Source organism: Niastella caeni (assembly GCF_004834005.1).
Classification (GTDB): Bacteria; Bacteroidota; Bacteroidia; order Chitinophagales; family Chitinophagaceae; genus Niastella; species Niastella caeni.
In genome coordinates this window covers 223,491-237,797 of sequence record NZ_STFF01000002.1, presented here as the reverse complement: position 1 = coordinate 237,797, position 14,307 = coordinate 223,491, and the positions used below count along the sequence as shown (strand labels likewise).

At 44.1% G+C, this 14,307-nt stretch carries 9 protein-coding genes; 4 read left to right on the top strand and 5 right to left on the bottom strand.

The window, feature by feature from the left end:
- Window positions 1–134: 134 nt before the first annotated feature.
- Complete coding sequence (locus FAM09_RS08815) at window positions 135–1,292, bottom strand: homogentisate 1,2-dioxygenase (RefSeq protein WP_136576737.1); 1,158 nt, start codon at window positions 1,290–1,292, stop codon at window positions 135–137.
- A 318-nt stretch (window positions 1,293–1,610) separates the two neighbouring features.
- Here FAM09_RS08815 and FAM09_RS08810 point away from each other — a divergent pair, with 318 nt between their 5' ends.
- Both FAM09_RS08810 and FAM09_RS08805 read left to right on the top strand, forming a co-directional pair.
- On the top strand, window positions 1,611–2,054 hold the full coding sequence (locus FAM09_RS08810) for an SRPBCC family protein (protein WP_136576736.1): 444 nt from the start codon (window positions 1,611–1,613) through the stop codon (window positions 2,052–2,054).
- 42 nt (window positions 2,055–2,096) lie between these two features.
- Complete coding sequence (locus tag FAM09_RS08805) at window positions 2,097–2,597, top strand: metallophosphoesterase family protein (RefSeq protein WP_136576735.1); 501 nt, start codon at window positions 2,097–2,099, stop codon at window positions 2,595–2,597.
- 156 nt (window positions 2,598–2,753) lie between these two features.
- Here FAM09_RS08805 and FAM09_RS08800 read toward each other — a convergent pair whose 3' ends face one another.
- The 4 genes from FAM09_RS08800 to FAM09_RS08785 all read right to left on the bottom strand — a co-directional run bounded on the left by FAM09_RS08800 (window position 2,754) and on the right by FAM09_RS08785 (window position 12,509).
- Window positions 2,754–3,890 (bottom strand): glycoside hydrolase family 18 protein, encoded by a 1,137-nt coding sequence (locus FAM09_RS08800; RefSeq protein ID WP_136576734.1) that lies wholly within the window; start codon window positions 3,888–3,890, stop codon window positions 2,754–2,756.
- 184 nt (window positions 3,891–4,074) lie between these two features.
- A complete protein-coding gene (locus tag FAM09_RS08795; RefSeq protein ID WP_136576733.1) occupies window positions 4,075–5,103 on the bottom strand; it encodes a PorP/SprF family type IX secretion system membrane protein in 1,029 nt (342 codons plus the stop codon).
- Window positions 5,104–5,198: 95 nt separating this feature from the next.
- A complete protein-coding gene (locus FAM09_RS08790; protein WP_136576732.1) occupies window positions 5,199–9,995 on the bottom strand; it encodes a PKD domain-containing protein in 4,797 nt (1,598 codons plus the stop codon).
- Window positions 9,996–10,283: 288 nt separating this feature from the next.
- A complete protein-coding gene (locus FAM09_RS08785) occupies window positions 10,284–12,509 on the bottom strand; it encodes an aconitate hydratase (RefSeq protein WP_262711649.1) in 2,226 nt (741 codons plus the stop codon).
- Window positions 12,510–12,667: 158 nt separating this feature from the next.
- Between FAM09_RS08785 and FAM09_RS08780 the strand changes: the two genes are divergently transcribed.
- Together FAM09_RS08780 and FAM09_RS08775 are read left to right on the top strand one after the other, a co-directional pair.
- A complete protein-coding gene (locus FAM09_RS08780) occupies window positions 12,668–12,889 on the top strand; it encodes a PspC domain-containing protein (RefSeq protein WP_136576730.1) in 222 nt (73 codons plus the stop codon).
- Window positions 12,890–12,979: 90 nt separating this feature from the next.
- On the top strand, window positions 12,980–13,984 hold the full coding sequence (locus FAM09_RS08775) for a helix-turn-helix domain-containing protein (protein WP_136576729.1): 1,005 nt from the start codon (window positions 12,980–12,982) through the stop codon (window positions 13,982–13,984).
- Window positions 13,985–14,307: the final 323 nt, after the last annotated feature.

Here is a 14,307-nt window from a genome sequence, read left to right as displayed (position 1 = left end):
GCTGCAAGCTATAAGCTGTAAGCAGAAAGCAAAAAAGCTGAAGGTGCTCTGTTTGCAGCTGTATTCCATTATCGAATTATAACATTATTACTGTATTCCGCTTATAGCTTGCAGCTTGAAGCTGTATTCCATTATCACTCCGCCCAGCTCATTGTATAATTCTGGTTTTCTATATCAATAGCCTCCACCGTTAGTTGCAGCGGATGAAATGTATCTACCATCACTGCCAGCTCTTTGGTTTCTTTGGCGCCGATACTTTTTTCTACCGCCCCGGGGTGCGGTCCATGCGGTATACCGGCAGGATGCAAAGTGATCATACCACGCGTTACATTCTTGCGGCTCATAAAATCGCCATCAACATAATATAACACCTCATCACTATCGATATTACTGTGATTATAGGGCGCCGGCACCGACTGCGGATGATAATCGAACAACCTTGGGCAAAAAGAACACACCACAAAATTATTTGCCTCAAATGTTTGATGCACGGGTGGCGGCTGGTGTACGCGGCCGGTAATAGGCTCAAAATCATGAATGCTGAATGCAAACGGGTAACAATAACCGTCCCACCCAACAATATCGAATGGATGATGACCATAATGCAGGTTATACATCATACCGCGCTTTTTGGTGCGGATCAAAAAATCTCCTTTCTGATCAAAAGTAGGCAGGTTCTGCGGCGGACGAATATCGCGCTCACAAAAAGGTGAATGCTCTAACAACTGTCCATACTTGCTCAGGTATTTTTTGGGGAACCGGATGGGGCTGAATGACTCCACAATAAAAAGACGGTTGTCGGTATTCTTAAACTGTACCTGGTAAATAGTACCGCGTGGTATCACCAGGTAATCGCCATATGCGAATGGCAACTCGCCATACATGGTTCGTAACACACCTTCGCCTTCATGCACAAAGATCATTTCATCGGCATCTGCATTTTTAAAATAATAATCATGCATGCCTTCCTGTGGCGCCGCCAATACAATATGGCAGTCATTATTCACCAAAACCGGGGTACGGCTTTGCAAATAGTCTATTGCCGGTTTTACTTTAAACCCCTCAAAGCTGCGATGCCTGAGCATTTTTTCTTCGGCAACTTTTGGCGATACATCGTAAGACGGTTCAGTTTTAATAATATCAGTTGGCGGATGGCAATGGTACAACAACGAATAATCATTGGAAAACCCTTCAGTAGAGAACAATTGTTCTGCGTATAAGGAGCCATCCGGTTTGCGGAATTGTGTATGACGCTTATGGGGAACATTCCCTAACTTATAATAATATGACATATAACAAAGTGCTTATGTTAATAATGAAGCAATGTGCTAATGTGCTAATTAGCTAATATGCTGATGAAATACAAAATGCAGGTAATAAATGAGCGTGCGGGACCTTTTATAGAGAAAGTTCGAGTGTTTTTAGCAGAAATACATATTTCCAGCTCCGCTTATCGATCCAATATGTAAAATTGCGATGGAATGGCATGGCAATAATCGTTGAAGTAAAGTTAATGAATATTTATTACCCATTCTTTATTGTACCAGCGCCGCCATGTATCTTGCACCCCGTATTTTTCAGAACCTGGCTAAAACACTAAATAATTACTAATGAAAAAGAATCTAATCCTTACCAAAGAAAGACACATTGATGCTACCCCTTTGAAAATATGGACCATTTTAACCGATAACCAATATATTGAACAGTGGCTGGGAGTTCAAATGATCACCGACTGGAAACCGGGAAGCGCCATCGCCTTCACCTTTGTGTACAAGGATAAAGAAGTTAAAGACAAAGGCGCCCTGCTGCATTTTGAACAGGAAAAGAAATTATCCTATACCTACTGGAGCGTATTTTCCGCTACAGAAGACAGTCCGGAAAATTATTCAGAGATCACCTTCAGCCTCACCCCTAATGAAACAGGTATCCTGTTACAATTGACGCAAAGTAATTTTTCATCCCAAATGGTATTTGCGCATGCCGAAAAGAATTGGGAAGAAACGCTGGATACCATCAAACAACTGGCCGAAGATGAGGTCGTGTACCGTCCATAAAAAGCAACCAGCAAGCCTTACTAATGCTATACTTGTTTTATCATGAAGCGAATAGGGTTGATATCTGATACGCATGGCCATCTGGATGAAGCCGTTTTTAAACACTTTGCATCCTGCGATGAAATATGGCATGCCGGTGATTTCGGGAATATCGAACTCGCCAACAAACTGGCTGCTTTCAAACCCCTGAAAGGCGTATACGGCAATATTGATGGCCAGGATATAAGAACAGTTTATCCGGAGAATCTTCGCTGGACCTGTGAAGGCGTAACAGTTTTTATGACCCACATTGGGGGGTACCCGCCAAAATACAATCCAGCAGTAAAAAAAGAATTGACAGCCAATCCACCGCAATTATTTATTTGCGGTCACTCCCATATTTTAAAAGTAATGTTCGACGATCAACTGCAATGCCTGCATATGAACCCAGGTGCAGCAGGCATGCAGGGCTGGCACAAAGTGCGCACCCTGATCCGCTTTGTGATCGATGGAAGTAATATGAAAGATTGTGAGGTGATAGAACTCGGAAAAAGAGTTTCTTAGTATTAAATTATTTCTCCTGCGTTCTACCTTTCAGGCTGTAAGCTGTAAGCTGCAAGCAAATACAAAATACCGCTGCAAGCTTCACGCTGCAAGCTGCAAGCAAATACATATTCGTTTTACTTTATGCCTTGTTGCCTCAATGCCTTTGTGCCTTTCTCATTGCCTCGTTGCCTTTTTTTCCTTATCTATAACATCTAACAACCCTCCACTGTAAGTATCTTCCCCCAATTGCCAGAACATAATACCATTGAGCTTTTTTTCAATAGCATACGCTGTCTTCAACCGCATAGAGGTAGTATCGTCAAACGTCACAAACAATTTTTGTTTGGCATTATACAACCAGGGCGCACGGGCTATGGGGTCCCAGTGATAAACAAAACCACTATCAGCAGAAAGCACCCGGGGATATGCTTTGAACGGAACTCCCCGTTTGAATTTACCAGGTTGATACAGACCGTTATTTACGCTATCTACATTTTCAAAGATGCGCGCATAGAAAGCGGCGCCGATCACCATTTTCCGACGCGGAATCCCTATTGAATCCAGGAAACGGATGGCATTGTCTGCAGACTCTATTTGATCAGGAGTAGAATATATAGGGGTATGATGACCGGTAACCGTACTATAACCATGCACCAGGTCGTAGGTCATTAAATTAACCCGGTCGAGCAGGGGCATTACTTTTTTCCATTCAATAGATTCTTCCAGGAATTTGGTAAAACCGCCGGCGGCAAAGCTGATCTCGTTTTTCCAACCAATGGCCGCACGCAATTGTGTAACCAGTTTGGTGAAATTGGGTTTATCTTCCGGCACAAACCGGTGGCCGGGATAACCGGAGATTGCAGGGTATTCCCAATCGAGGTCAATACCATCTGCCTTGAAATAATCCAGCAGGCCTTTTACCGATTGCGAAAATTCCGCCCGTCCTTTTTCTGTAGAAAATACATCGGAACAGGTTTCACAGCCACCCCAACCGCCCAGGGACAATAATACTTTTAGCCGGGGATTTCTTTTTTTCAATGCCACCAGCCGCTGAATGGTGAAGGTATCTTTGGCATTATCAACTTTCAGTTGATTTCCGTTTAAATGACAGAAGCTAAATATGATATGGGTTAGCTTTTCAGCCGCAAAACTGTCAACCTGCGCTGCCTGGCCGGCATAATAAGCAATCACTGCCAGCCCCTGCGGTTGCTTTTTGGGCGCCTCTTTTGGTTTAGGCGGGAGTTCTGATTGTGAAAAACCGTTAGCACATATGGCAAGCAGGAACAGTGATGTTAACAGTATGCGGGTCATTCGATGTGTGTTTTATATTAATAGTGCTGCAAATGCGAAAAATGTAATGTACAGCAGAACACACATTCAATGATCACCACTTGTATAAATCATCTTACGGGAATGATACCCCTAACCCCTAAAGGGGAGTTGCTACCGGTTACAGGTTTCAGGTTTTACGATTTCACGTTTGCCGTTTCACGCCTTAAAATCTCGGGCACAATACGGCATCACGAGCAGCATTATCCCTATCAAAAAATCCCACATATGACAATGAAAGTTCAAACCCGCCTCTGCCCTGACTGGCGGTTTTCAGTTGAGACACATTCACATCATAGCTCAGGGCAACAGATAATGACCTCATATCAACTTTCACAACCGGGATAAAGGCATCTTTCCAACGCAAAAAAGCGCCGAAATGCAATACACAGGCAGCATCATCAACAAAACTGCTGGTATTGTATGAATATAATCCACCGGCTATGGTTTCCTTTACGGTTCCCTGTTGCGAATGATCGGCCTGTAACGTGAAATAAGAAAAGTCGTCGATCAACCATTTCACACCTGTTGAAAAAACATATTTCGGGTTGAGTTGCAACGTAGCGTCGCGATAAAATGAATTTTTGGGTTTATTTAAATGATGGTAGGCAAGGCCAACGAACAGGCTATTTGCGCCATTAGCGCCAAAAGCCGTGTTGTAACTCATCCCTACCGAAGCATCCCAGGCATTGAAATTAGGCATAGCAAATGTTTCACCTGTTGGTGCAGTGGAATTCCAACCGCCATTGTATTGATTGTTGGTGGTCATTTTAGTCATATCAAGGCTCTTGCGTATTAAACCACCCATGAAGCCCAGTGATAAAAAGGCCACTTTATCATCACTTAACGATTTATGATAATTCAATGCGGGCATCAATTGCGTAGTGGTCAACCCAACGGTTCCCGCCTTATCATACAACATTTGCATCCCAGCCGTTATAAAATCATTGTTGCCCCCTACCGGCATTTTATATTCTGCATTCAACGACCCGGTGCGATACGCATTGGTAAAGCTGTTCCATTGATCGCGGTACACGCCCTGCACCCTGATATCACCGGTAAAGATGCCTGCCAGCGAAGGATTGCGCAATAACGGCGCTTCAAAAAATTGCGAGAAGTGAAGGTCCTGTGCCTGTGCTGAAACCGATGCCACCAACGCAAAGCCGGTTACAATTTTTCTACATAGCTTTTTCATGGTATAGGTTTAGGTATTGATACTGGTAATTTCCTGAATAAAACACTTATAAACTCTGTCAACTGGTTAACTCGTAAAACGGTAACCAAAACTAACTAACGGATCAGCGCCACATTCCCTTTATAGGGAATTATATTCGAATTATCACAGATTATATCTACGATATATACATAAACATCCATATCGGCTAACCTGCCATTGATCTTTCCATCCCAACCCGCCGCAGGATCATTTGCCATAAAATTCCTTTTCTCAAATACCAAATGCCCCCACCGGTTAAAGATGCGCAGTGAATGAACATTGTATACGCCCTTTCCACGCACCATGAATACATCGTTAACGCCGTCGCCATTGGGTGAGAAAGTATTTGGTATAAAGTAATTATCGCCGTTACAAATAGAAGTGATGGTGATATCATCAGAAGCTGTACAACCGCCCTGGTTTGATGCCGTAACGCGGTAAGTAACGCTTCCTTTTACCTGTGCCTTTGGCGAAGGACAATTCGTACAACTTAACCCGTTTGCAGGTGTCCAGTTGAAAGAAGAAACATCCTGAGAATAGGTTGGTTTTAGATGAATGGTATTGCCCGTATTCACGGTAGTATCATTGCCTGCGAATATTTGCGGAATAGGATAAACTACTACGTTCACCACACCGGTATCGGTAAAGCAATGGTCATTATCGTTGCCTACAACGGTGTAAATGGTTGTCTTCGCCGGCGATGCTTTAGGTGAAGCTGCCCTGTTATTATCGAGGCCGGTAGCAGGGCTCCATTGATATTGATCTGCACCGGAAGCCGATAACCTGATCTGTTCTCCCGCGCAAATGGTATCGCCCGGTTGCACCTGCATGGTAAACGGCTGGCGTACCCGAACGTTTATGGTGTCGCTTTTTACGCATCCCTTTGCAGATACACCTGTTACGATATAAGTTGTATTGTTTGCAGGGTTTATCAACGGCGCCGTGCAATTCGTACAGGAAATATCGGGTGTTGAGGCCCAGGTATATTGAAGGGCACCGGAAGGTTTTAACTGCATGGGTGTGCCGCGGCATACAAATGTATCTTTTCCGGCAAAGGTGTTCGGTAAAGGCCAGATGGTTACACTATGGCGTGCTGTATCGAAACAATAATCCTGGTAAACAGTTTGTAACTGCACCTGGTAATTACCGGGTGCGTTGTAGGTATGGGAAACCGAAGTGGTTGTTTCAGCCGTTTGTCCATTACCAAACTCCCAATGTTTTTTCAAACCTGCATCATCGCCCGTTACTACGGCATTGAAATTTAGTTGGCCGGGCTCACACGCTTCTTTATCGCCGGTTATCGCCACTTTAGGCGTTGCAAATACTTTTATCGTGTCAATCATCCGAAGCACATCTTTACAGCCATTGGCCGTAGTTACCATATGCAAAACGGTATAATTAGCGGGCGCCGTAGAAAAATGATGCCGTGGATTAGGCTGCATACTGTATGTACCATCTCCAAAATCCCACAGATGCGCGGTAATATAATCGTTAGCAACCGATTTGTCGGTGAACTGAATATAACCGCTGTTACAGATCCTGTATGTATCCATGGTTGCCCTGGCTACCACCCCAATGGCATTGATGGTATCTTTTCCAATAACCGGCACCTGGCAGCCATTGCTATCAATCAGGATCATGCGGGGAATGAAACGTCCGGCAGCATTGTAGGTATACTGTACAGAGTTAACTGTTGAAGCGGTAGTATTACCATCATTATAATCCCAGATGTATGATTTAATGTCATTCCCTACGCCGTTGAACTGCACCGTAAGCGGCACACAACCTGTTGTGGGTGTATAGGTAAAGTCGCCCTTCGGGCCTTTTACAATTACCTTTCTTGACATCGTGGCTATACAACCACCCGGCGCTATTACCGTTTGGGTAACTGTAAATTCGCCGGGGATATTATAATAGTGTTCCGGATGTTCAAGGGTAGAAGTAGAACCATCGCCAAATTCCCAGCGAATGGTTACATAATTTTTGGCTTCACTGGTAAATTTCACCTGCAGGGGCGGGCAGCTTCCAATGGAATCTGACATAGTGAACCCGGCTACCGGCGTAACTATCTTAATATAATCAGTGCGTTTAACCGTATCGCGGCAACCAATGGGATCACTGATGAACAGGTTTACAGTATACAAACCATCGTATTGATAATGGTGTACCGGCGCCACTTGTGTAGCCGTATTACCATCACCAAATTCCCATTTGTACTGCAGGTTTTCTCCGGTAGAACCGTTGGAGAAATTAACCGGTTTACCGGGGCAGGAACTGGTATCTACAGTGGAAAACGCTGCCCTGGGGTTTGAAATACTGATAGCAGCCGCACGCGAGTAATTGTCGGTGCAACCTCTGCTGTCTGTAACCCGTAGGGAAACCGTATAGGACCCGCCATTATCGTATTGGTGTGTAAAGGGCGGAGCAGTTAAAGTGTCTTCTTTTCCATCGCCATATACCCACACCCATTTAACAATAGGATGCATACCATCGGCAACAGACAGATCCCTGAATGTTGCCAACTTATCAATACATATCTTTTGTTGAACCGCTTCAAAAGCCGCAGCCGGACCATTTACCCGAATGTATTGCCGCTTTAAGGTTGAGCCAATGCAACCATTAACATCGGTGTATACGAGCGTAACATCGTACCAGCCAGATCGTTTGTAGCTATGGGTAACATTACCGGGAACAACACTGAGGGAGTCATCCCCGAAATACCATAGTATGCTGCTGATATAGGCCGGGTCATACTTTTGTATAGTAAAAGCTATTTCCTCTTCTTTACACACATCTTTCTTATCTGCGTCGAAATCAGGATGCTCATCGGCAATGATAATGTACCGCATCATGCTGTCTACACAACCACCGTTGGTAACAATGAGCCGTACCCGGTATGATCCCCTTGCCGCATACCGGTGCGAAGGTGACTGGCTGATGCTGGTGGTGCCATCGCCAAAATCCCATAGCCAGCTTTGCGCGGCGATAGAATTGTCAACGAAAGTTCGCGCGTATTTATCAGCACAGGTCATCATTGGGGTAAAACGGGCAACCGGTGGATTGATCTTAACAAAATTGTTTTTGGTTATAGTATCGGAGCAACCTTTATTTGTGGCAATCAGGGTCACGCTGAAGTATCCGGTATCACTATATTGATAAACCGGGTTCTCCCGGCCAGACAAGCCGCCATCACCAAAAATCCAAACCCATTGTTCACCGGCAGGCGCACTTTGATTGGTAAACTGAATAGCCTGACTACGGCATACTTCACGTGGGTTAGCCGTAAATTCAGCAACGGGCGGCGGCGCCGCTTCAACGCCATACGGTATTACCATTGAATCGGTACAACCGCCGGCGGTAGTGATCACCAGCTTAACAGTATAGCTTCCTTCGGTAGTATATGTTTTTGTAGGTGCAGCCTGCGTTGAACCGGTACCATCGCCAAAATCCCAACGATAGGTTACTACATTATCCTGTACGGTAATTCTGGCTGAAAAAGGAACTGTAAAGGGCAGGCAACCTTTCAGCGGCAGGTTATTGATCTGTACCTGCGGGCGGTTTACACGTATAAGGTCCTGTTTAATAATTGTATCTGTACAACCATTGCTGCCCGTTACAATCAGTTTAACGGTATAGTTTCCAAAAGCACTATAAACATGCTTTGGATTGGCGTCGGTGCTGGTGTTGCCATCGCCAAAATCCCAATGGTAGCCAACAACGCCTATAGTTGTATTGGTAAACTGAATAGCCGCAGGAACGCTGCAGGAATAGGTACGGTCGGTTGTAAAAGAAGCCGATGGCCTGGGTAGTACTGTAATGGTTTTGCTCACTGAATCAGGACAGGCAGCAAAATGATTTACCAGTTTAATAGTATACGTTGCGGCAGTGGCATAGCTTTTTTGCGGGCTGGCTGCTGTTGACTGACTGCCATCACCAAAATCCCAACGTACTGAACCTGGTACGGGAGTAGAAGTGTTGATGGGAAAAAATGATTGCCCGGCACAAACGCTGCCAGGTATTGTAAACTGGGTAAGGGTATTTCCCAATACTATTAAATTCGTTTTACGCAGCGTATCGCGGCACCCTGAACTGGTTATGGCAATAAGCGTAACCGTGAATGCGCCATTGGCTACATACCTGTGCCGGGGACTTTTATCAGTAGATGTTTGTCCATCGCCAAAATTCCATAAGTAAGAAACTGTACCAGATTCTACAGACTTGTTATTAAAGTCAATATCGAGTGGTGCATTACAACTGTTTTGTACAGGCGTATAATCAAAATTGGCCAGTGCGCCGGAAGTTATTTGTATATACTGCGATTTACTAAAACCTTTGCTGCATCCTTTATCGGTGGTAGCCTTTAATGTTACCGTATAATTTCCTGTACCGGTATATGTATGGGAGGGATGTTGTGCGGTTGAAGTATTACCGTCGCCAAAATCCCATTGCCAGCTATTGATAACACTGTTGCTAACCGAACTTTTATCAGTGAACGTTACGGGAAATGGAAAGCAGCCAATGGAATCAGATGCGGAGAAATTAACTTCGGGATTATCGTTTACAGTAATGTATTGTTGCCTGACAACGGAATCGGCGCCACCTGCATTCTTTACCACCAGCTTTACCGCATAGGTGCCCGGTGCAAAATAAACGGTTGAAGGGTTTTGGAATAAGGAAATGGTGCCATTACCAAGGTCCCAACGCCAACTGGCAGGGTTACCGGTTGACGCATCCTGGAATTGTACTACCAGGGGAGAACATCCTTCCACCGTATTAGCCGAAAAAGCAGCTTTCACCTGCCCTACAGATTGGGTAGATGACATACAAAAGCAGCCCAGGGCAATCAGGTATACTACAAACTGATCTTTCATTGGATTGTTGATTAATGGCTATTAAAGCACACTGTAAAAATCGTGGTTCCGTATAAGATTGGATATCGGAGGCAGGCAGGTAATCAGAACATTAGTCGTTAACTCTTACGCTGTAAAGTTAGTTTTCCATAACCTTTACCCGGCATGTTGATACATGGTTGTTGCAAAAACTACTAAAATGAGGGATATATAACATGAACGCAGAATTGGGCAGGGCATAAAAGAAAAAGGGATAAAAGAGAACGTTACCTCTCTTCTATCCCTTTTAAGTATATAGCTTAGAAGCTGTTAGCTTTTCGCAAACTGTGAACGGATAACGTTCAGTGCGCCACCTGCTTTGAACCACTCGATCTGTTGTTTATTGTAGGTGTGGTTAAGCGTTATTTGATCTTTGCTGCCATCTTTATGGTTTAACACCATAGTCAATGGTTTACCAGGCTCAAATGATCCCAGTCCAACAATATCAATGCTATCGTCTTCCTGTACTTTATCATAATCTTCTTTGTTGGCAAAGGTCAATGCCAGCATACCCTGTTTTTTCAGGTTGGTTTCGTGAATTCGGGCAAAGCTTCTTACCACAATAGCGCGAACGCCTAAGTGACGAGGCTCCATGGCTGCGTGCTCACGGCTCGATCCTTCACCATAGTTTTCATCACCAACAACCACTGAACCAATTCCTTTGGCTTTGTATGCCCGTTGTACGGCAGGTACAGCACCGTATTCGCCGGTCAGTTGGTTCTTTACTTTATCAGTTTCTTCGTTAAAGAAGTTTACGGCGCCGATAAGCATGTTGTTACTGATATTATCGAGGTGGCCACGGAATTTTAACCAGGGACCCGCCATTGAGATATGGTCAGTAGTACATTTACCTTTTGCTTTTATGAGCAATTTCAAACCTTTAATGTCGGTTCCTTCCCATGCAGGAAATGGTTCCAGTAATTGTAAACGTTGTGAATCAGGAGCAACTTTTACCTGTACGCCGCTGCCATCTGCTGCAGGCGCCTGGTAACCGGCATCTTCTACAGAAAAACCTTTAGGAGGTAATTCCATACCGGTAGGTTCATCCAACATTACTTCTTTACCGTCTTCATTCTTCAATTTATCTTTTAACGGGTTGAAGGTTAAATCACCCGCAATAGCGAACGCTGTTACGATCTCAGGAGATGCCACAAACGCGTGGGTAGAAGCCAATCCGTCATTACGTTTCGCAAAGTTGCGGTTGAATGAAGTGATGATCGAGTTCTTGCGTTTAGGATCATCGATGTGGCGTGCCCATTGACCAATGCAAGGTCCGCAGGCATTTGCCAGCACCACGCCACCGATTTGGTAGAACGTATCGAGGAAGCCATCTTTTTCAATGGTATAACGAACCACTTCTGAACCCGGTGTGATAGTGAATTCTGCTTTGGCTTTTAATTTTTTATCAATGGCCTGTTTTGCCAGTGAAGCAGAACGGCTGATATCTTCGTATGAAGAGTTGGTGCAGGAACCGATGAGGGCTACTTCCAGTTTCGCTGGCCATTCGTTCGATTTAACGGCTTCAGCGAATTTAGAAATAGGCCATGCCAGGTCGGGCGTAAACGGACCGTTTACATAAGGCTCCAGTTCATCGAGGTTTATTTCAATTAACTGATCGTAGTATTTGACAGGATCAGCATATACTTCTTCATCAGGCCGAAGATGTTCTTTGATTTGAGTAGCCAGGTAAGCAACTTCTTCACGTCCGGTAGCGCTCAGGTAACCAGCCATTTTCTCATCGTAAGCGAACAGCGAGCAGGTAGCTCCAATTTCCGCCCCCATGTTACAGATGGTAGCTTTACCGGTAGCGCTTAAGCTATCGGCGCCTTCGCCAAAATATTCTACAATTGCACCGGTACCACCTTTTACGGTTAAAATACCGGCCACTTTCAGAATTACGTCTTTAGCAGCAGTCCAGCCGCTCATTTTACCGGTTAATTTCACCCCGATCAATTTGGGCATTTTCAGTTCCCAGGGTAAACCGGCCATTACGTCAACGGCATCAGCACCCCCTACTCCAATGGCAATCATGCCTAAACCACCGGCATTGGGTGTATGGGAGTCGGTACCGATCATCATACCACCGGGGAAAGCGTAATTTTCGAGCACAACCTGGTGAATGATACCAGCGCCGGGTTTCCAGAAACCGATACCATATTTATTGGAAATGGAGGCCAGGAATTCGTATACTTCTTTATTTACTTCATTCGCGGTTTTCAGGTCTTCCAGAGCACCGGACTTGGCCTGAATCAGGTGATCACAATGCACGGTTGAAGGAACGGCTACTTTTGCACGTCCGCAGGTCATAAACTGCAATAATGCCATTTGCGCTGTAGCGTCCTGCATCGCAACGCGGTCGGGAGTAAAATCTACGTAGTCAACGCCGCGACCGTATGCTTTTTCTGCCGGAACGAACAAGTGGGTATATAATATTTTTTCTGCTAATGTCAGTGGACGGCCAACCAGTTTACGCGCCTCGACAACTTTTTCAGGCATTGCTGCATAAACCTTTTTAATTAAGTCCAGATCAAAAACCATGATTTTTCGTTTAAGGAGTGATCAACGTATAAAAAAGCTGTGCCAAAGTTACCTAAAAATGGGTAGGGCGAAATTGAATGCTTGCAGATTTTTGTTGAATGTTTTAATTTAGAGGCATGAACCGGTTCAGACATTTTATAGAATGGCAGGCTTTTGGCGTATGTTCCGCTATTGGCGAGCGATTGGGCATTGCTACATCCCGTATTCGCACCTGGTTTATTTACGTATCCTTTCTTACCATGGGTTCTCCGCTTATTATTTATTTCATTCTGGCGTTTTGGATGAATATTAAACGGTACATTTTGTCACTTCGCCGTAACCCCCTGAAATATCAATAAAAACCTTTGATCCCCGGATCTGTTACCGGAACCAATACTGGTTTTGGGAGCGCATTACCTGATTGAAGAGCGTGTTTTAAACAAGGCTCTGTGTTTGAATTTGATTATACAGATACCAATTATGAACAATTGGTGCATGAAATGTCTTCTGCATTGAAGGTACCGGTGCACAACGATCAATTGTTATTTCCCGAAGCTATCGGAGCGGGCAGCTTTCGTCATATTCATGTGCCTAACGGATTGCATGCCTATATCATCGATTGCACCATGCACCAGGACTGGCATATACATATAAAGAAATCTGCAGAAGAATACTATACCCTGCGTTTTGATGAGTTGACCATTCCCCATTTATTGACCATTGCCATTGGCGAAGAAAAAGTACGGGAGAAAAACCCGAATAAAGCATTGGCATACCTTACCAGTTCATTGTACAACTGGTCGTACGAGGGAACCGAAGGCTGTACCTACAAAGGCGTGAACATAGTATTCAGCAAACAATGGCTCACACAGTATTTTGATGCGGAGCGGGTTGAAGAGGTACTTTCATCCTACATATCACTGAAAGCAGAAAGCATTAACATAGTGCCGTTGGATGCACGGTATCGTCGCTGGATGAAAACCATTTGCCATGTAGAAGAAAGCAACCCGTTGCGAATAACCGTTCTCCAAAATCGCATGATGTTATTGATAGAACGGTTCTTTTCGAGCCTGTTTGAAAAAATGAGCAATCCTGCTTACCGGTTACCGCTTACCCATGAAGACATTGCCCGGGTTATGCATATTGAGCGTTTGTTAACAAGAAATGTTTTGCAAACACCTCCATCTATACAACAACTGGCCAAAATTGCCGCAGTGAGTGAATCGAAGCTGAAAAAAGATTTCAAAACCATGTACAGCTTTCCCATTTATGAATATTTTCAGAAAGCACGAATGCATGCCGCCCAGGATAAATTATTAACCGGCAAATATTCGGTAAAAGAAGTAGCCATGGAACTGGGCTACTCAAACCTTAGCAACTTCACCATCGCCTTCAAGAAAGAGTTTGGCATTTTGCCGAGTCAGTTACTTTCACCCAGGAAGCTATCTGATTAAAGTGTATGTTTTACATTTTTTTCCGCGTTTTGTGTAATGTGTTTATAAAATGTTAAATTCACTATAGAAATAATCAGTATACTTTTTGCGGCTATTGTAATGACTATATTAGATAAAGGATAGTAAATTTCCGGTACGGTTTTACGTATATCTATCACCATATAAATTACTCACCTCCCCGTTTTTTAATCCAATATTAGATGTTGAAAAATGTTTATAAATATTTTTTAGCATAGCAATGCTTTTGAAAAACAATGTATTGCAGCTCCCCATGGGAGCTTTTTTCATATTATAATTTTATGTATGGTATGCTTTTGGCTCTT